This window comes from Streptomyces sp. NPDC000878, assembly GCF_053599695.1.
Map to the genome: position 1 here is coordinate 83,975 of NZ_JBSFMT010000029.1, position 17,992 is coordinate 101,966.

Genomic DNA, 17,992 nt, shown 5'->3' on the forward strand with positions numbered 1-17,992 from the left:
CCAGTAGGTACAGGGTTTGACCTGCGGAAACAGTGGTTTCGGGGCTGAATCTATACTCCAGCTGTAGATCGTGATGATCGGTACGTCGCCGCATGCCTGAATTGATCGCGCCTACCGCCCGCCTGCACCCCGCTTGGATCGAGGCACGTGACGAGTGGGGCCCCGGCCTCCACGAGGACGGATTCGGGGTGGGGCCGTCGGACGAGGTCGACTCGCCAGCCGGGTTCGCCGGCTGGGTAACGCGCTTGGCTGCGGAATCGGACCCGTCGAAGCCGGTGGTGGCCGGTCAGATCAGTTGCATATATCGATGGATCGTCGAGCGTGACCGGGTGCTCGGCGGGATCGCGCTGCGGTACGGGCTCAACGACTACGTTCTGCAGTTTGGCCACATCGGGTATGGCATCCGGCCGTCTTCGCGGCGGCGTGGGCTGGCCACCTGGGCACTGGTCCGCATGCTCGACGAGGCGCGGACACTCGGCCTGGACCGGGTGCTGCTCGTCTGCGCAGTCGACAACCTTGCCTCAGTGAAGACGATCGAGCAGCGGGGCGGCGTCCTCGAAGGAGTTCGGGACACCGAACACGGCCCTGCACGGCGCTACTGGATCAAGGTCTAGTTTGTGATTTCGCGGGCGGGGGTCGGCGCGGAGACAGGCACGGCCCACCGATGATCATCGGTGGGCGTAAAGACAGACGAGGAGTCGGTGGCCGCAGGTCACAGCATAGATCCCGGTCGTTGGCGGGAGGCGTTCGAGGTGGTCATGGGCCGGGTCGCCCGGGTCGAACCCCGGCTGCGGGCCGGGCGGTTGGTGATGGGATTGATGTCGGACCTCCCGCGCAAGAACTGCTGGACGATCGCGGAGTGGGCCGGGGAGAAGACCCCGCACGGCATGCAGCATCTGCTGTGCCGGGCGCCCTGGGACGCCGATGCCGTGCGAGACGACGTTCGCGAGTACGTCGTCGAGCATCTCCATGACGAGGCCGCGGTGCTGGTTGTGGACGAGACCGGTGATGTGAAGAAGGGCACCCATACCGTCGGGGTCCAGCGCCAGTACACCGGCGCCTCCAGCCGCTTCCTGGGGGTCTGGTGGGACATCACGACGGACGCCCCCGTCCGCCGGTCATGGCGTCGAGCCACTCGTACGCGTCCATGCCGTCGATGGTCGGGAAGTCCCCTTCCCAGCGGATCTCTTCGTCGCGTAGTTCGATCCTGAGCCCCTTGGCCTCACGGATGATCTGCTCGGTCTCCTGCTCCCTGGTCATCACGGAGTCTCCCCCTGCCGCCGGTTCGGGCACCCGAAGCAGGGCAGCCACGAACTCTCGGACGGGGTCTGGTGCGTGTGCACGCTCATCGCGTCCGACTCGTACGACCACCCCTCGGGGGTGTTGGCCGCAGTGCGTACCGCTTCGGGGTCCGTGACGGCCACCGGAAGGCAGCCACGGAGACTGACGAGCATGGTCGGTACGTCCCGCCCGGTGAGTGTGCCCAGTTCCCAGGCGCGTCCGTCCCGGGTGATCTCCCAGCACACGCGGTACCAAGTCGCTTTGGTGCCAGGGGAGTTCATGCGGTCGCTCCCTTCACCAGAACCGGAGCCATCCGGTGGCAGCAGCATGTGCAGACCAGGTAGTGCAGTCCTGGCACACCGCTGTCCCGGGGCTCCGCGTCCTGGCACCGGTCGTGCGTGCCGATGGTGCAGCGGCCGGACACGTACGGGGGTTCCGACGCGCAAGCCGGATCCAGGGCGTTGTTCACTCGCCCGCCTCGTTGCTGGTGTTGGTCATGGGGTGGAGCGGGATCACGCCCCACCTGCCGCCGCGCGGGTCCCGGTGGTCCCCCTTGTGCCCCGCGGAGAGGACGCACGCGCCGGACTCGCTGAGGATCGGGGCGCCGTAGAACAGGGAGGCGCGCACCCTCCCACACCGGTCTGAGTTGGTCGGTGTCGTCATCGCGGCCCCCCGGCGTAGGCGCGGCGGTAAGCCGCCCACAGCTCCCGGCCGCCCTCGCAGCCGTCCAGCGCCTTGTGCACGTTCTTGCAGCCGTCGGTGCACTTGCGGGTGTGCTCGTGCCACAGCCGGTAGGCGGTTCGAATTGCCGTCGATGCCTTCCGGCGGGTTCCGGTCGGCGGGAACAGCCGGGTGAGGCCCCAAAGGACAAGGGGCGCCACAAGCCAGTGCAGCGCAGCCGCGCTACGCTCGGCCATGTTCATCAACTCCCGTTCAGTTGGTGGACCACGCCCCCGGCCGGTCGCACGGCGCGGGGGTCTCTCCATCAGCTGACCAGCATTGATGCTGAGTAAGGCCACACGGGAGTTGACCAGCGTTGACTACGATGAGAGTCAACAGTCAACGGGAGCGGTTCTATGATCGACTTCGGCACTGAAGTGCGGGCGGCACTCAAGGCGCAAGGTAAAAGCCTGAGAGGTGCAGCCAGAGAGTTGCACTATGACGTTGCGTACCTGAGCCGAGTCATCAACGGGAAGCAGGCTCCTTCTTCTGAAGTGATCCAAGCCGTTAACGAATACCTCGGCCTATCGCTCAAGGCGGAAGATGCCAGCGGTCCCCAGGGTGACGAAATGGACGCTTGGGAGCTTGCTCGGCGATTACAGGCAAGCGATGTCGGTAACGCCACCCTTGAACGCCTTGAACACACCTTTGACCGCTTGGCCATGGCTTACCCGAGGTCGGCACCCGAGGATTTGTTGCGTCAAGTCCGTAAGCACTCTGGTTACGTAGTAAAGCTCTTGGACGGCCGGAAGACCCTCTCTGAACATCGACGCTTGCTGGTTCTCGGGGGCTGGCTCTCTGTGCTCGCGGCGACAGTCCATATCGACTTGATGCAGGACGATGAGGCTACGGCCAGACTGGAGACAGCCGCGACCTTGGCAAGGGAGGCCGGATATCCGGATATTGAAGCTTGGTGTTATGAAACTGAGGCTTGGCGTGTCCTCACCGATGGGGATTATGTTGAGGCAGTGGACCTTTCAAGGGCGGCTCGGGAAGTAGCTCCGTCCGGTAGCTCAGCCTTGATTCAGGCGACGGCTCAAGAAGGCCGCGCACATGCACGGTTGGGCAACGCGACCGAGACCTATGCGGCTATTGAACGAGTACAGGAAATGTCGGCTTCGCTCGGGATTCCTGATACCCCAGAGCATCACTACCGGTACGACCCCAGTAAATCGCTCTCCTATGCGGCAACAACTCTTGCTTGGCTAGGAGACTCAGCCGCAGAACCCTACGCGCGGGAAGTCATCAAACGACTCAGCCCAAGTACTGATGTCACTAAGTGGCCCAGGCGAGTGGCGTCCGCCAACATCGATTTAGCCCTAGTCCTGTTGAAGGAAAACCGGCTGGACGAAGCATGCGACTCGGCACAGAAAGCCATACTGTCGGGACGCGTAGTCCCCTCGAATCATTGGCGTGCGCTGGAAGTCGTCAAGGCGGTTGAGGCCCGACAGCTCCCTGAGGGGGTTGATCTGAGAGAGGCATACCAAGGCCTCAAAGCCATCGAACGATAGGCGTACTGACCGCAGAGCCGAAAAAGAGCACCCCCAACCGTCAGTGGTTGGGGGGCGGGTGGGGGCGCAGCCCCCAGGAACGGGATGGGACGGGTAGGGGTGGCGGGGGCGAGAAAAATCCGCGCGACACCCGCACCCCACCTCACCCCCACCTACCCCCGAGGCACCCCCGAAGACCCCCGAACCATCAACTCCCCCCGAACCGTGGCGATCCCCCCAGGCGGCGGCTCCTCCCGCCCCATCGCGATCCGCCCCGCCCGAGCCCCCGCCTCCGACAACGGCAACCGCACCGTCGTCAACGAAGGCACCGCATCCACACTGAACGGCAGATCATCGAACCCGGCGACGGACACGTCGTCCGGAATCCGCCGCCCCGACTCCCGCAGCGCCGCACACGCCCCGATCGCGACGGAGTCGTTCGCGGCCACGACAGCCGTAAGAGACGGGTCCCGCCGCAGCAACTCCAGCGTGGCCTCGTACCCCGACCGACGGTCGTACCGCCCATGGACGGTCCACCGGGGATCTTCGGCAATCCCATGGCCGGCCAGCGCCGCCCGGTGTCCCTCCAGCCGATGCCGAGTCGTCGTCCGTTCCTCCGGCCCCGCGATGTACCCCAGCCGCCGATGCCCCAGCCCGATCAGGTGCTCGGTCAGCTCCTGACCGCCGCCCCGGTTGTCGAACGTCAGTGCGACCGCCGACGTGTCCGGCGCCGGCGGACGCCCGCACAGCACCACCCTCGTCCCTGCCTCCTCCAGCCGCCGCAGCTTCGCCGAGACCGCCGCGAGATGCGGCGGGTTCTCCACCGCGCCACCCGTCAGTACGACCGCCGCCGCGCGCTGCCGCTGCAGCAAGGTCAGATACGTCAGCTCGCGTTCCGGCGAGCCCCCTGTGTTGCACACCACAGCCAGCCGCTCGCCGCCCGCGCGCCCGCCGGGGCCCGAGACCTCCGACTGGATCGCGCTCGCCATGATCCCGAAGAAGGGGTCGGCGATGTCGTTGACCAGGATCCCGACCAGGTCGGACGTGGCCGCGGCGAGCGCGCTCGCGGGCCCGTTGAGCACGTAGTCCAGCTCGTCCACGGCGCGCAGCACCCGCTCACGGGTGGTCGCGGCCACGGGATAGTTCCCGTTCAGTACGCGCGACACCGTCGCGGGCGAGACCTGCGCGCGGGCCGCCACGTCCGCCAAGGTCACCGTCATGTCGTCGTCCTCCGGTCGCGCATCATCTCGTCTGTAGCGTCGCTCGTCGCGTCGCTGTAAGTTGTCGTATTTTGCGTCTTCGCGTCCATGCCGGTGCCGACCCTATGACCTTCGAAGAACCCTCGACATGACCTTCGAAGGTTCCTCGACCGGCCGCCGAGGAGCCGCCGAGGAGCCGTTGAAGAACCTCTGAGGAACCTCCGAGGAACCTTCGCCCCCCGATTGTTCGCACCCCCGAACAATTCGACCTCTCTGTGCTCTTGTCCAGACCGCTGCACAGAGGCTAGCTTCTCCCTAGATAGAAAGCGCTTGCTGTAACGCTTGCCAGTAGGGCTGCCGAGGGCTGCTCTCCCACCGGGCGTACGCGGCGCGTACACCGCGTACCCCGCCCCCTGTGGCACCTACGAAGGGAAAGACGTGACACGCAAGACGGTGCGTATCGCCATGAACGGCGTGACCGGGCGCATGGGCTACCGCCAGCACCTGGTCCGCTCGATCCTCGCCCTGCGCGAACAGGGCGGTCTCGACCTCGGCGACGGCACCGTGCTGTGGCCGGAACCGATCCTGGTCGGCCGCCGCGAGCACGTGCTCAAGGGCCTCGCCGAGCAGCACGGCCTGGACCCCGAGAACGTCTCCACGGACGTCGACGCGGTCCTCGCCGACCCGACCGTCGACATCTACTTCGACGCCCAGGTCACCTCCGCCCGCGAGGAGTCGATCAAGAAGGCGATCGCCGCGGGCAAGCACATCTACACCGAGAAGCCCACCGCGACCGGCCTCGACGGCGCCCTGGAGCTGGCCCGGCTGGCGAACGCGGCAGGCGTACGCCACGGCGTCGTCCAGGACAAGCTGTTCCTCCCGGGCCTGCTGAAGCTCAAGCGCCTCATCGACGGCGGCTTCTTCGGCCGCATCCTCTCCATCCGGGGCGAGTTCGGCTACTGGGTCTTCGAGGGCGACTGGCAGAGCGCCCAGCGCCCGTCCTGGAACTACCGCTCCGAGGACGGCGGCGGCATCGTCGTCGACATGTTCCCGCACTGGGAGTACGTGCTCCACGAGCTGTTCGGCCGCGTCAAGTCCGTCCAGGCCCTCACCGCCACCCACATCCCGCAGCGCTGGGACGAGAACGACAAGCCGTACGACGCCACCGCCGACGACGCCGCCTACGGCATCTTCGAACTCGAGGGCGGCGCGATCGCCCAGATCAACTCCTCCTGGACCGTACGGGTCAACCGCGATGAGCTGGTGGAGTTCCAGGTTGACGGGACTGAAGGGTCGGCCGTCGCCGGTCTGCGCAACTGCCGTGTCCAGCACCGCAGTTCCACGCCCAAGCCGGTCTGGAACCCCGACATCCCGGCGACCTACTCCTTCCGCGACCAGTGGCAGGAGATCCCGGACAACGCCGAGTTCGACAACGGCTTCAAGGCCCAGTGGGAGCTGTTCCTCAAGCACGTCTACGCCGACGCGCCCTACCAGTGGGACCTGCTGGCCGGCGCCCGTGGTGTCCAGCTCGCCGAACTGGGCCTGAAGTCCTCGGCGGAGGGCATCCGTCTCGACGTACCGGAGATCGCGCTGTGACCATCCAACTCCCGGACGCAAGCGGTGCGTTGAGCGCGTACGAGCCGCGCTCGACACCCCTCGCCCTCACCCCCGGCACCCCCTTCACCTCTCGTACGGTCTACTCGGCGGCCCACGTCGTCGCCGACCCGTACGCCGACGTGTCCCCGGACTCCCCGGCCGCCGTCGACTGGGACGCGACCCTCGCCTTCCGCCGCCACCTCTGGTCCCACGGCCTCGGCGTCGCGGAGGCCATGGACACCGCCCAGCGCGGAATGGGTCTCGACTGGGCCGGTGCGGCCGAGCTGATCCGCCGGTCCGCCGCCGAGGCGAAGTCGGTCGGCGGGCTCATCGCCTGTGGCGTCGGCACCGACCAACTCACCACCCCCGGCGCCTCCTTGGCGGACATCCGCAAGGCGTACGAGGAGCAGCTCGCCCTCGTCGAGGAGGCAGGCGCCAAGACGATCCTGATGGCGTCCCGGGCGCTCGCCGCCGCCGCGAAGGGGCCCGAGGACTACCTCGACATCTACGGCCACCTGCTCCGCCAGTCCGCCGAGCCCGTGATCCTGCACTGGCTCGGCCCGATGTTCGACCCGGCGCTGGAGGGCTACTGGGGGTCGAGCGACCTCGACGCGGCCACCGAGACCTTCCTGGACGTCATCGCCGCCCACCCCGACAAGGTCGACGGCATCAAGGTGTCGCTGCTCGACGCCCAGCGCGAGATCGACATCCGGCGCCGTCTCCCGCAGGGCGTGCGCTGCTACACGGGCGACGACTTCAACTACCCCGAGCTGATCGCGGGCGACGACAAGGGCTTCAGCCACGCCCTCCTCGGCATCTTCGACCCGCTGGGCCCGCTGGCGGCGGAGGCGGTGCACGTCCTCGACACCGGGAACACGGCCGGTTTCCGTGAACTCCTCGACCCCACGGTCGAGTTGTCCCGCCATCTCTTCCAGACGCCGACCCGCTTCTACAAGACGGGGGTCGTGTTCCTGGCCTGGCTGGCCGGCCACCAGTCGCACTTCACCATGGTCGGCGGGCTGCAGTCGGCCCGCTCCCTCCCGCACTTCGCCCGCGCCTACCAACTCGCCGACGGACTGGGCCTGTTCCCCGACCCGAAGCTGGCGGAGGAGCGGATGAAGAACCTGCTGTCCCTGTACGGAGTGACCCAGTGAGCACCGACGACCTCGCCCGCTTCAGCATCAACCAGATGACGGTCAAGCAGCTGTCGATGCCCGAACTGGTCGACGCCTGCGGCCAGTTGGGCATCAGCAACGTCGGCCTGTGGCGGGAGCCCGTCCAGTCGTACGGTCTGGAGGCGACGGCCAAGCTGGTCCGTGACGCGGGCCTGACCGTCACCACCCTGTGCCGCGGCGGCTTCTTCACGGCCATCGAGCCGGAGGAGCGGGCCAAGGCGCTGGACGACAACCGCCGTGCCGTCGACGAGGCGGCGACGCTCGGCACGGACACCCTGGTCCTGGTCTCGGGCGGCCTCCCGGCCGGCTCCAAGGACCTGTACGGCGCCCGCGAGCGCATCGCGGACGCCCTGGCGGTCCTGGGCCCGTACGCGGAGAAGCACGGCGTGAAGCTGGCCATCGAGCCGCTCCACCCCATGTACGCCGCCGACCGCTGCGTCGTCTCGACGCTCACCCAGGCCCTCGACCTCGCGGAGCGCTTCCCCGCCCACCAGGTCGGCGTCACGGTGGACACGTACCACATCTGGTGGGACGACAGCGCGCCCGCGCAGATCGCCCGCGCCGGCGCCGGTGGCCGTATCCACACCTTCCAACTCGCCGACTGGACAACCCCGTTGCCGGAGGGCGTCCTCAACGGCCGGGGCCAGATCGGCGACGGCTCGATCGACATGCGCGAGTGGAAGACGTACGTCGAGGCCGCCGGTTACACCGGTGCCATCGAGGTCGAGCTGTTCAACGACGCGCTGTGGGCCCGGGACGGGCGCGAGGTGCTCGCGGAGACCGCGGCGCGGTTCGTGGAGCACGCGGCGTAACGGTACGGCCGTCCGTGCCCGGTGAACAGGCGGATCACCGGGCACGGACGGTTCCCTCTGCTGCCGATGGCCTCACGCCCGGATCTCGATGCCGTGGGAGCGGTCGTCGGTGAGGATCTCCATCAGGGCGCGGTGTTCGGTGCGCAGCCGGTCGACCTTGCCGGTGACCTTGTTGCGGACCTCCAGCTCACAGCTGGTGATCTTGGTGTTGAGGCAGTGCTTGATACCGCCGGGCGGGTTGTAGTAATTGAGCCCGACGAACTGCTCCTTCGTGGCGAGGAAGCGGCCGTTGACCGCCACGGTGTCGTCGCCCGTGCTGAAGTCCCAGTGGAAGTAGCCGAATTGGGCCTTGGCCGTCAACGCCCGCCGCATCGAGATGAGTTGGTACTCGCGGTCGTCGTGCCGCAGGACGAGGAAGGTCGCCATCGGGGTCCGTACCGGGCCGATCTTCGCCCGCGCGGTGACGATCTCCAGGAAGCTGTCCGGGGCGTCGTCGAACCCGGCGACCTGCCCGAAGGCGTAGTAATCCGTGTGCTGGCTGCCCCAGTTGTGGTTCTGGCTGCCCGTCCAGCCGTCCACCTCGACCGTCTCGCCGTCGACCGTGAGCGAGCCGTCGAAGCGGGCCAGCGGCATCCCGACCAGGCTCTTGGCCTTGGGGAAGCCGCCCGCGTACATCTTCTGCGGCAGCAGGAACAGCGGCGGCTCGGTGCCCTCGTACGTCAGGTCCCAGCCGATGCCGCCGTTCGGTCCCGTCGCCTCGCCCTTGAGCCGGCCCGGTTCCAGGACGCGGTCGCCGACGCGCGCGCCGAACACCCCGCGCCGGAAGTCGCATTCGGCGATCGGGTGCTCCTCCTTGGCGACCACGTGCCGGCCCGTCACCCCGTCGAAGTACACCGCCCACAGCTCGCCGATGGCCGCCTCCGGCATCCCGGCGGGGCTGAAGACGGTGTACCGGATCCAGAAGGCGCGCGGCTCGGTGGGATGGTTTCCGCGCTGGTAGAAGCTCTCGTAGTGGCCCTGCGGCCGGGCCGGGTCGTACTGGACCGTGTTGAGCGGCAGGGTGTGCGGATCGTCCTGGCGCGTCACCATCAGAGGCTCCAAATCCATTGCTGTGGACGGGGGTTGGGGGGCTCTACTAGGGGTCTGCACTAGCGAACGGGGTTGCGGGGTCGGCGGTCGTGCAGGGTCATCACCATGCCGTAGCGGGGGCGCAGGGTGATCGTCGCGTGGTCGACGACCCGGTGGGAGGGGACGTGCCGGAACTCGTAGCGCTGGAGCAGCGCGGCGAGCAGCAGGTGCGCCTCCATCAGCGCGAAGTGCTTGCCGATGCACAGGTGCGGGCCCGCGCCGAAGGGCATGTAGGCGAACCGGTGCCGTTTCCCCGGTGTCCTGCCCTCCTGGGTGCGGAAACGGTCGGGGTCGAAGCGCTCGGCGTCGGTCCAGTGCGCCGGATGGCGGTGGATGTTGTGCAGGTTGACCAGGACGCGTGAGCCCGCCGGCATCCGGTGGCCGCCCAACTCGGTGTCCTTCAGGGTCAGTCGGGGCACGATCGGCGCCGACGGGTACATCCGCAGCGACTCCTCGAAGACCTGGAGCGTGTACGGCATGGCGCGCAGGTCCTCGACGGTGGGCAGGCGTCCGCCGAGGGCGTCGTCGACCTCGCGCTGCACGGCCGCCAGGACGTCACGGTGGCGGGAGAGGAGGTAGAAGGTCCAGCTGAGGGTGACCGCGGTCGTCTCGTGACCGGCGGCGAAGGTGGTGATCACCTCGTCGCGCAGCTGACGGTCGTCCATGCCCCTGCCGGTGTCCTCGTCCCGGGCGGCGAGAAGCATGTCCAGCAGGTCGTCGGACCGGACCTCCGCGCTCTCCGACTCCGCCTCGGCCCGCCGTTCACGGATGATCCGGCAGATCAGCGCGTCGATGCCGTCCATGACCTCCCGGAACCGCCGGTTGCGCGGGGTCGGCCAGTGCGTGGGCGGGCTGAAGGGGTTCTGGAGCCGGTCGAAGGCGAAGTTGATCGCCACGTCCACGGCGTCCGGCCCGAGTTCGCCGAGGCCCTCGGTGATGTCGGTGCTGAACATGCACCGGCTGACGATGTCGAGCGTCACCCGCATCAGCTCGGTGTGCAGATCGACGGCGTCACCGGTGCGGTAGGTGGCCGCTATGTGGGTCAGCTGGTCCTCGACCGAGGCGGACATCGTACGGAACATCGAGGACAGGGCCTGTTTGCTGTAGATCGGCTGCATCATGCGCCGGTTGGTCAGCCAGCTCTCGTGGTCGTCGCTGGTCAGCAGGCCCTCGCCGAGCACCAGGCGCAGCGGGTTGTCGGGGCCGAGTTTGCCGTAGGCGGCGCTGTCGGTCAGCACCTCGCCGGCCAGCTCCGGGCTGGACACCCCGTGCACGGACACGGGCCCGAGCCGGTACCGCACGAGGTCGCCGCCCTCGCGCCAGCCGTCGCGCATCGCGGCGAGGATGTCCCGCCGGAAAGCCGGCACACTGCCGAGCAGGGGCAGCCCACGCACCTCGGGAGCCATTCGCCGGCTCGCTCGATGGTCCACGTGCTGGTGGCTCACCCGGCTGCCCACTTGGCTGCTCATTTGGTTCCCAGGGCGCAGACCCAGCCGAGGGAACGGCGGGGCTCGGCGACGAACCGGGTGTCCTTGAAACCGGCGACATCGAGCAGCGCCACGAGTTCGGCGCCGGACAGGATGCGCAGCCCGTCCTGCTCGGACCGCTCGGTGAAGCGCCGCCCGAACAGCCGCTGGGTGAGCGTCGGTACGGTCGCCGCCTCCTGGCTCATCTCCAGGGTGACGGCCAACTGTCCACCGGGTTTGAGGACTCGGTAGGCCTCGGCGAGGCCGCGCAGCGGGTCCGGCCAGAAGTAGAAGGTCTCGATCGCGCTGACCCGGTCGAACACACCGTCCTCGTACGGCAGTTGACCCACATCCCCCTGGCGGATCGCCACCCGCCCCCGGCCGATGCCGACGGCGTTGCGCCGCACGGCCTGCCGGACCATGGTGGCCGAGTAGTCGAGCCCCGCGACGAACCCCAACTCGGCCCGCCGGGCCAGCAGTTCGACGGCCATCCCGCTGCCGCAGCCGAGATCGAGCACATGATGGGTACGGCGGACGTCCAGATGCTCCGCCGACCACCGGGTGAGCCCGCGATGCTGCACGGTCATCAGATGCCCGACCAGGGCACCCGGCGCACCTGCCGGGCGCCGGAAGTTCTCCTGCAGCAGACGGTAGGGACCTCTGGTCGTTGTCGTTGCGCCAGGCACGGGCTTCCCCTCTTCCTCGGTATCCGCTTTCTCGGTCTCCACCAGGTTTTACGATCTCTCGCCGCGACGTCCCTCGCGCGGATTTGCGGGGAATTGGGGGCGAGTGTCAGAGATGCGTGAGCGTCAGAGATATGGGCTGCGCCGCACATCGCGGTCCAGCCGGTCGAGGTACCGGCGCAGCACCACCCGCCCCGCTCCACCGAACGGCAGCGTGGGAGCGGCCGACCGATGCCAGGGCAGAGACGGCCCCCCGCCCTCCCAGCTCCCCTCGCCATCCCCACCCCCCACCAACTGCCGTGCCACATAAGCCCCGTGGGCGATGGACAGCGCCAGCCCGTGCCCGCAGCACCCACCGATGAACCACATCCCGGGCGCCCCGGCGAGCGGACCCGCGACGGGCAGATCGTCGAGGGTGACGCCGATGCGGCCGGTCCACCGGTGTGTGACGTCGGTGTCGGCGAGGAGCGGATGCAGACCGCGCATACGCTCCGCGAGCCACCGCCAGGTCGCGAGGCGGGCCCTGTCGTCCCTCCGGGCCCCGGCAGCACAGGCCCGTCCCGGCAGCGAGGCCCGCCCACCCCCCACCACCAGCCGCCCGTCAGGCGTCAGCCGAAAATACGGTGCCAGCCGCGCCGCATCGACCAGCGCCGCCCCCGACGCCTCCCCGAGCGCCTCCCGCGCCGCCGGCTTCAACGGCTCGGTGGCGATGGCGTGCACCTCCAGCGGGGCGACCGTACCGACCGGGAGACCGAGGGCACCGGCCCCGCCGTTGACCGCGAACACCCCCGCGCCCGTACGGAGTTCACCGCGCAGGAAGACCAGCCGGGTGCCGCCGCTGCCGGTGCCGGACCGGCCGACGACCGGTGAACGCCCGTACAGCCGGGCCCCGTTGGCCACGCAGGCCCGGGCGAGGGCGGCGGTAAGCTGGGCGGGGTCCAGGGTGGCCGCCTGCCGGTGGAGCAGCCCGGCCTGGCAGGGCACGTCGATGCGCTCGCGCACCCCGGCCGCCGACAGGGGCCGTACGTCCAGGCCAAGGGCGCGATAGGCCGCCGCCTGTCCGGACAGCCGGGCCAGTCCCTCCGGTGAGCGGGCGACGACCAGTTGCTCGCCGGTGCGCACGGGCACGTCCAGGGTGCGGCACAGCTCCAGGGCACCGGCCACCGCGTCCTCGCTGGCCCGGTGCATACGACGGGCCGTGTCCGGGCCGAAGCGGCGGACCGCGCGGTCGACGGGCGGACCTGCCCGGGGGCCGAGGAGCCCGGTGCCGTGGCCGCTGGCACCGGCCGCGGGATGGCCCGCGTCGACGACGGCGACATCGGCGCCGGGTGCGTATCGCAGGAGGTGGTACGCGGTGGAGAGGCCGGCCAGACCGGCGCCGACGACGGTGAAGTCGGCGCTCACCAGGCCCCGTACAGAAGGGAGTTGGTGATCCTCGGGACGTCCGCCCCGCCACGGCGGAGCCATCGCGACGGGTACGTCGAAGAGGTCGCCGGACGACCGCCGGTCACCCATGCCGGGCCGCGCTCCGCCCATGGAAACCCCGGTCGTACCAGAGCAGCGGATGCCCGGTGCCGGTGTGGGCGGCGAGGACCTCGCCGACGACCAGGTGGTGGTCGCCGTACGCCCGTATGTCCGTCACCGCGCACACCGACCAGGCGAGGGCGTCGGTGCGGACGGGCACGTCATGGACGTACTCCGCCTGCTCCTCGCCGAAGCGTTCGGCGGCGGTGGCGAGGGGGTCGGCGCAGCGTTCGGCCCAGGGGCGGTGCCGTTCGTCGAGGACGTGCAGGGCGAAGGAGCCGTGCCGGCGGAGGGCGGCGAGAGTACGGGAGGCGTTGGCCAGGCAGAGGGACATCAGGGCCGGTGCCGCCGAGACGGCCGCCGCTGAGGAGACCGTGGCACAGGCCGGCCGCCCGTCGGCACCCCGGGTGGTCACGACGCACACGCCGGACGCCAACTTGGCGTACATGTCGAGGCATTGGGCGACACCGGGCCGCGTCGCCAGGGACGACACCGGGTCAGCCATGCCGGGACGCGGTGAGGTCCAGGGGGCTCATCGGGGTCACCCGGCCCATCAGCCCTTCGAGGATGCGCAGGATGTTGTCCCGCAGGGTGCTCTCGGCGACCGGGTCGAGAATCTCCGCCAGAGAGGGGATGCCGAGGTCGAAGTCGGACCGGAAGGTGACCACGGCACCCTCGCTCCGCTCCTCGCACACCCAGGAGCCGTGGAAGACCTCGAAGTCGCCCTTGATCTGCTCGAACTCGACGGTCAGCGTCTCCGGGACGAACCGGTCGCGTTCGCTCCACCGCATCAGCCCGTTACGGAAGATGACACTCCAGTCCGACCGCAGCGACCCGTCGGCCTCCGGCGGATGCACGACGACCTCGTTCACCTTGTCGGTCAGCTCGGGATAGCGGCGGAAGTCGCAGATCAGGTCGTACGCCTGACGGGCCGTACGCTCCTCGGCGACCACCTGGACGATTACTTCGCGCATACGGGATGTACTCCTTTTCTGCTGGCTGCCGGGGTGGTCAGAAGGCGTTGGTTTCCCGCCCGAGCCGCCACAACGCGCCCGGCCGGACTCGCCCCTGGAAGGCGATGTACTCGGGCAGTACGACATGCGGCGCCCATTTCTCCTTGTATTCGAGCTGGGCGGCGGCCGGATAGACACGCTCACCGCGCTCGCCGAGAAAGCGCAGGACACGCGTGACCGCGCTACTGGCGCCAGGCATTTCCAGCGATGGCTCAAGCCCGACGAATGGAGTGAACCCGAAATGCAGCCACTCGGTGCCCTCCCCGGTAAAGCGCTCGATCGCGGTGGAGTTGAGGAGTTCCATGGTGCCGGGCGGGGCGTCGGCGCGACGGCGACTGAGATCGTGCAGCCAGCCAGGACGGCTGCCGAAGGCGGGGGAGTAGCTGATGTACCCCACGATGCGTCCGTCGACGGTACCGGTGAAGACCCGCTGATGTTTCTGCTCGGGCCCGCCGCGCTCTCCGACGAGAAACCGGAGTTCTTTCGCGTGCTTCCCTTTCCCGAGCAGCCATTCGCGGTCGATGAGATCGAGTTCACCCGAAACGTCCGAGAGGCCGACCTCGGTGACCTCCACCCCCGCCCGCCGGGCACGCGAGATCTTGTTCCGCAGCCGTACGAACGGCGACCCGCGCAGGGTGAACCGCGCCAGATCGACGGCGTACGAAGACCCCATCTGGTTCACGGTGAACCCATGGGCCGCGTACAACTTGGCGTCATCCGCCTGAAGTTGTACGGCGATGACGCGCCGCCGCCCGCCCGCGGCCCGGTCGAGAAAGGCGTCCAGCAGCCCGGCACGGTCGCCGGGGGCGGCGAAGGGCCCGCCGAGCTGCAGCAGATGCCGCCCGGCCGGACGAAAGGCGCAGACACCGTCGTGCCGATCGTCGACAAAGAACTCGTTCCCGCTGTTGAGGGCAAGAAAAGCACTGGGATTGTCGGCATGCGCCGACACCAGATCAAACGCGGACGGCATCGCTCCCCTTCCCCTCGTAGGCCCGCTGGAATGCTGCGAAGTCCGGATGGGTGCACGGCTCGAAGGGCACCCCGAAGGGTTTGAGGGAGTTCCCGAACAGGGCCCGGTCACCCATGAGATGGATCGGCAGCGCGAGCAACGCCCATTCCGCACCCACCAACCAGCTCCACAGCCCCGCGAAAACCGCCCAGGTGACCAGTGAGTGCATGAGGTTGTAGGCGACGTAGTATCCGCGCCCGATATGCCCGTCAGGACTTGTCCGAAAGGCGATGGCGCCCGGGACGTACCCGATGAGATCGATGACGAGAAACAGGGAGGCGAAAAGCCACCAGCGGATCTCGGAAAGATGCGTCAGAGCGGCGACGGAGGAAACGGCGAGAGCGACCGACCATTCAAGCCGGGCGAGTCGAGACGTGGTTCTGGTGTAGAAGAGATTCCTGGCATCCACAAAGGCCCCCGTACCCCCGGAGTGGGACATTCTCATCTGTCTTACGGCCCGGGCCGGGGCGTCCCTCGCGGCAGCCGAAAAAATCTTGGTCCCGCCGTACAACCCTCCCCCCACCTCGCCGGTCGTACATGGCATCAGGACTTCTGGAGGGGGATCTGGGGGGATCGCTGGGGTTCTGATATGGAGGGGAAGCCGAGGGGGCCAGGTCGACGGACCGGGCCCCCTCGAAGCTGTCCCCGGCCCTACCCCGTATCCCGTTCCGGTGGCGCATGACCCGGCGGTCCGAGGAGACTGGAGCGGCAGCGGCCGGCCAAGGAGGCGTCAGTCATGTCACTCGCCCGCGTCCACAACTTCACGATCTCGCTCGACGGCTTCGGCACCGGTGAGGGGCTGAGCCGTGAGGCGCCGTTCGGCCATGCCGGCGAGCGGCTGCACCAGTGGATGTTCACCACCCGGTTCTGGCACGAGATGACCGGCCGGCCCGGCGGGACCGGCGGCATCGACGACGCCTTCGCACAGCAGTTCGCACCCGGTATCGGCGCCGAGATCATGGGCGCCGGGAAGTTCGGCCCGCCCGGCTGGCACGAGGACCCGGAGTGGAAGGGGTGGTGGGGGCCCAACCCGCCGTTCCACACACCGACCTTCGTCCTCACCCATCACCCGCGCCCGCCGATCGAGATGGAGGGCGGTACGACGTTCCACTTCCTCGACACGTCGCCCGCCGAGGCGCTCGACACGGCCCGCAAGGCCGCGGGCGACCAGGACGTACGCATCGGCGGCGGGCCCACCGTGGTCCGCGACTTCCTCGCCGCCGGACTCGTCGACCGCCTGCACGTGGTGGTGGTCCCCGTGCTGCTGGGCCGAGGCGTACGCCTCTGGGACGGCCTGGAGGACGTCGAGAAGGACTACGCGGTCGAGGCCACGTCCTCGCCCACCGGGGTCACGCACGTGACGTTCACCCGCGCGGCCCGCTGAAGCGCCTCACACCCGCCTCGACTCAGAACCCGACTCAGAAAAAGACCCCGCACCGCAGCAGCACGTTCGCGTACGGCCGAGCCTCCCCCGTCCGTACGACCAGCCGCGCCCCCGCCGACAGCTCCTTGAGCCGCTCGTGCGAGACGAGGGTGAGGTCGCCGTCGGGAAAGCGCCCCTCCAGCAGCTTCGCGGCCCCCGGATTCGCGCCCCGTACCTCCGCCGCAGCCGTCGCCCCCTCCACCACCAGCTCGGTCAGCAACCCGTCGAGCACCTCTGCGAAGGACGGCACCCCGGCCCGGAAGGCCAGGTCGACGACGCGCGGCCCGGTCGGGATCGGCATACCGGCGTCGCACACCAGCACCCCGTCCCCGTGCCCCAACTCGGCGAGCGCGCCCGCGAGATGACGGTTCAGGATTCCGCCCCGCTTCACAGCTGCTCGACCTCCTCAGCCGTAGGAAAGGAGTCCTGCGCCCCGGCCCGCGTCACCGCGACCGCGCCCACCCGGGCCGCGTACGCCGCCGCCTCCGCCAACGACTCGCCCGCGCCCAGCCGCCAGGCCAGCGCCGCGGTGAACGCGTCGCCCGCCCCGGTCGTGTCCACGGCCTCCACCGGCACCGACGGCACCCGCACCCGCTCCCCGGCCCGTACGGCGACCAACGCACCCTCCGCGCCCAGCGTGATGACGACCGAGCGCGGCCCGAGCGCGAGCAGCGTCTTCGCCCAGTCCTCCGGCGAGTCGCCCAACTCGGCGTCCGCACCGGCGATCACCCGGGCCTCGTGCTCGTTCACGATCAACGGGTCGCAGGCGGCCAGGACTTCACGCGGCAACGGGCGCGGCGGGGACGGGTTGAGGACGAACCGGCCCTCGGGAGCCAGGTTCCGTACGACCTCCACCACCGACTCCAGCGGGATCTCCAGCTGCGCCGACACCACCCGCGAGGCCTGGAACAGGCTCCCGGCGGCCCGGATGTCCTCGGCCACCAGCCGCCCGTTGGCCCCCGGCGACACCACGATGCTGTTGTCGCCGGACGGGTCGACCGTGATCAGCGCGACCCCTGTCGGCGCCCCGCCGACCAGCACGCCCACCGTGTCGACACCGGCGCCCCGCATCGAGTCCAGCAGCAGGCGGCCGTGACCGTCGTGACCGACCCGGGCCAGGAGCGCCGTACGGGCCCCCAACCGGGCCGCTGCGACCGCCTGGTTGGCGCCCTTGCCGCCCGGATGGACCACCAGATCGGAACCGAGCACCGTCTCACCGGCGGCGGGCCGCCGCTCGACCACGGTCACCAGGTCGGCGTTGGCCGATCCCACGACCAGCAGGTCGTAGTCGTACATGAACTGTCTCCCCATACACATCAGTTGTACCGGCCGCAGATCGGTCAGTCGGTCAATTGCCCAGTTCGGTCAGCCGGTCGGCCACTTCGGCCAGGCGCAGGCCGGGCAGCCTCCGCGAGAGGCGCCCGGCCGTACCCACTCGTCCTCCGGCGCTCAGCCCGCTCGGCCTGCTCACCC

At 69.2% G+C, this 17,992-nt stretch carries 22 protein-coding genes and 1 pseudogene; 7 read left to right on the forward strand and 16 right to left on the reverse strand.

Annotation, left to right across the window (positions count from 1 at the left end; all coding sequences use genetic code 11):
- The first annotated feature begins 92 nt into the window (after window positions 1-92).
- Together ACWDR4_RS25155 and ACWDR4_RS25160 are read left to right on the forward strand one after the other, a co-directional pair.
- Window positions 93-614, forward strand: coding sequence for a GNAT family N-acetyltransferase (locus tag ACWDR4_RS25155; RefSeq protein WP_450411843.1), 522 nt, complete (start codon window positions 93-95; stop codon window positions 612-614).
- Window positions 615-701: 87 nt separating this feature from the next.
- A pseudogene (locus ACWDR4_RS25160) lies at window positions 702-1,070 on the forward strand (transposase); the annotation flags it as partial.
- Window positions 1,071-1,092: 22 nt separating this feature from the next.
- Here the strand turns inward: ACWDR4_RS25160 and ACWDR4_RS25165 are convergent.
- From ACWDR4_RS25165 to ACWDR4_RS25180, 4 genes are all read right to left on the reverse strand, one after another.
- A complete protein-coding gene (locus ACWDR4_RS25165; protein ID WP_450411901.1) occupies window positions 1,093-1,260 on the reverse strand; it encodes a hypothetical protein in 168 nt (55 codons plus the stop codon).
- Entirely contained in the window at window positions 1,260-1,562 is a 303-nt protein-coding gene (locus ACWDR4_RS25170; protein ID WP_450411845.1) for a hypothetical protein, read from the reverse strand. The genes ACWDR4_RS25165 and ACWDR4_RS25170 overlap by 1 nt, the downstream gene beginning before the upstream one ends.
- A gap of 184 nt (window positions 1,563-1,746) precedes the next feature.
- Entirely contained in the window at window positions 1,747-1,908 is a 162-nt protein-coding gene (locus tag ACWDR4_RS25175; protein ID WP_450411846.1) for a hypothetical protein, read from the reverse strand.
- A gap of 32 nt (window positions 1,909-1,940) precedes the next feature.
- Window positions 1,941-2,198: a hypothetical protein gene (locus ACWDR4_RS25180; protein WP_450411848.1), complete on the reverse strand. Its 258-nt coding sequence runs from the start codon at window positions 2,196-2,198 to the stop codon at window positions 1,941-1,943.
- 159 nt (window positions 2,199-2,357) lie between these two features.
- Here ACWDR4_RS25180 and ACWDR4_RS25185 point away from each other — a divergent pair, with 159 nt between their 5' ends.
- Window positions 2,358-3,512: a helix-turn-helix domain-containing protein gene (locus ACWDR4_RS25185; protein ID WP_450411850.1), complete on the forward strand. Its 1,155-nt coding sequence runs from the start codon at window positions 2,358-2,360 to the stop codon at window positions 3,510-3,512.
- 152 nt (window positions 3,513-3,664) lie between these two features.
- On the opposite strand, the gene ACWDR4_RS25190 is transcribed toward ACWDR4_RS25185, so the two are convergent.
- Window positions 3,665-4,711 carry a LacI family DNA-binding transcriptional regulator gene (locus ACWDR4_RS25190; RefSeq protein ID WP_450411852.1) on the reverse strand — a complete coding sequence of 349 codons (1,047 nt, stop codon included), beginning with the start codon at window positions 4,709-4,711 and terminating at the stop codon, window positions 3,665-3,667.
- 417 nt (window positions 4,712-5,128) lie between these two features.
- Between ACWDR4_RS25190 and ACWDR4_RS25195 the strand changes: the two genes are divergently transcribed.
- Genes ACWDR4_RS25195 through ACWDR4_RS25205 form a run of 3 tightly spaced genes read left to right on the forward strand, consistent with a single transcriptional unit; the run spans window position 5,129 to window position 8,273 of the window.
- On the forward strand, window positions 5,129-6,286 hold the full coding sequence (locus tag ACWDR4_RS25195; protein ID WP_450411854.1) for a Gfo/Idh/MocA family protein: 1,158 nt from the start codon (window positions 5,129-5,131) through the stop codon (window positions 6,284-6,286).
- Entirely contained in the window at window positions 6,283-7,440 is a 1,158-nt protein-coding gene (locus ACWDR4_RS25200) for a dihydrodipicolinate synthase family protein (RefSeq protein WP_450411856.1), read from the forward strand. Before ACWDR4_RS25195 ends, ACWDR4_RS25200 begins: the two co-directional genes overlap by 4 nt.
- Window positions 7,441-7,475: 35 nt before the next feature.
- Window positions 7,476-8,273: a sugar phosphate isomerase/epimerase family protein gene (locus ACWDR4_RS25205; RefSeq protein WP_450411898.1), complete on the forward strand. Its 798-nt coding sequence runs from the start codon at window positions 7,476-7,478 to the stop codon at window positions 8,271-8,273.
- 72 nt (window positions 8,274-8,345) lie between these two features.
- Here ACWDR4_RS25205 and ACWDR4_RS25210 read toward each other — a convergent pair whose 3' ends face one another.
- The 8 genes from ACWDR4_RS25210 to ACWDR4_RS25245 form a co-directional block, all read right to left on the reverse strand.
- Window positions 8,346-9,362 carry a hypothetical protein gene (locus ACWDR4_RS25210; protein ID WP_450411858.1) on the reverse strand — a complete coding sequence of 339 codons (1,017 nt, stop codon included), beginning with the start codon at window positions 9,360-9,362 and terminating at the stop codon, window positions 8,346-8,348.
- 59 nt (window positions 9,363-9,421) lie between these two features.
- Window positions 9,422-10,870 (reverse strand): cytochrome P450, encoded by a 1,449-nt coding sequence (locus tag ACWDR4_RS25215; RefSeq protein WP_450411859.1) that lies wholly within the window; start codon window positions 10,868-10,870, stop codon window positions 9,422-9,424.
- On the reverse strand, window positions 10,867-11,553 hold the full coding sequence (locus tag ACWDR4_RS25220) for a class I SAM-dependent methyltransferase (protein WP_450411861.1): 687 nt from the start codon (window positions 11,551-11,553) through the stop codon (window positions 10,867-10,869). The genes ACWDR4_RS25215 and ACWDR4_RS25220 overlap by 4 nt, the downstream gene beginning before the upstream one ends.
- A 123-nt stretch (window positions 11,554-11,676) precedes the next feature.
- Window positions 11,677-13,065, reverse strand: a complete 1,389-nt coding sequence (locus ACWDR4_RS25225; protein WP_450411863.1) for an NAD(P)/FAD-dependent oxidoreductase — start codon at window positions 13,063-13,065, stop codon at window positions 11,677-11,679.
- Window positions 13,058-13,579 carry a flavin reductase family protein gene (locus ACWDR4_RS25230; RefSeq protein WP_450411864.1) on the reverse strand — a complete coding sequence of 174 codons (522 nt, stop codon included), beginning with the start codon at window positions 13,577-13,579 and terminating at the stop codon, window positions 13,058-13,060. The genes ACWDR4_RS25225 and ACWDR4_RS25230 overlap by 8 nt, the downstream gene beginning before the upstream one ends.
- Entirely contained in the window at window positions 13,572-14,048 is a 477-nt protein-coding gene (locus ACWDR4_RS25235) for an SRPBCC family protein (RefSeq protein WP_450411866.1), read from the reverse strand. Before ACWDR4_RS25235 ends, ACWDR4_RS25230 begins: the two co-directional genes overlap by 8 nt.
- A 37-nt stretch (window positions 14,049-14,085) precedes the next feature.
- Window positions 14,086-15,057 carry a bifunctional lysylphosphatidylglycerol flippase/synthetase MprF gene (locus tag ACWDR4_RS25240; RefSeq protein ID WP_450411868.1) on the reverse strand — a complete coding sequence of 324 codons (972 nt, stop codon included), beginning with the start codon at window positions 15,055-15,057 and terminating at the stop codon, window positions 14,086-14,088.
- Window positions 15,041-15,505, reverse strand: a complete 465-nt coding sequence (locus tag ACWDR4_RS25245) for a hypothetical protein (RefSeq protein ID WP_450411899.1) — start codon at window positions 15,503-15,505, stop codon at window positions 15,041-15,043. Before ACWDR4_RS25245 ends, ACWDR4_RS25240 begins: the two co-directional genes overlap by 17 nt.
- Before the next feature lie 327 nt (window positions 15,506-15,832).
- Between ACWDR4_RS25245 and ACWDR4_RS25250 the strand changes: the two genes are divergently transcribed.
- Window positions 15,833-16,480 (forward strand): dihydrofolate reductase family protein, encoded by a 648-nt coding sequence (locus tag ACWDR4_RS25250; RefSeq protein ID WP_450411870.1) that lies wholly within the window; start codon window positions 15,833-15,835, stop codon window positions 16,478-16,480.
- Between the two features lie 34 nt (window positions 16,481-16,514).
- Here the strand turns inward: ACWDR4_RS25250 and rbsD are convergent, their stop codons facing one another.
- From rbsD to ACWDR4_RS25265, 3 genes are read right to left on the reverse strand one after another with little or no spacing between them, the layout of a single operon-like run.
- On the reverse strand, window positions 16,515-16,910 hold the full coding sequence (gene rbsD / locus ACWDR4_RS25255) for a D-ribose pyranase (protein ID WP_450411872.1): 396 nt from the start codon (window positions 16,908-16,910) through the stop codon (window positions 16,515-16,517).
- Window positions 16,907-17,815: a ribokinase gene (locus ACWDR4_RS25260; protein ID WP_450411874.1), complete on the reverse strand. Its 909-nt coding sequence runs from the start codon at window positions 17,813-17,815 to the stop codon at window positions 16,907-16,909. Before ACWDR4_RS25260 ends, rbsD begins: the two co-directional genes overlap by 4 nt.
- A gap of 52 nt (window positions 17,816-17,867) precedes the next feature.
- Entirely contained in the window at window positions 17,868-17,990 is a 123-nt protein-coding gene (locus tag ACWDR4_RS25265; protein ID WP_450411876.1) for a hypothetical protein, read from the reverse strand.
- Window positions 17,991-17,992 lie beyond the last annotated feature (2 nt).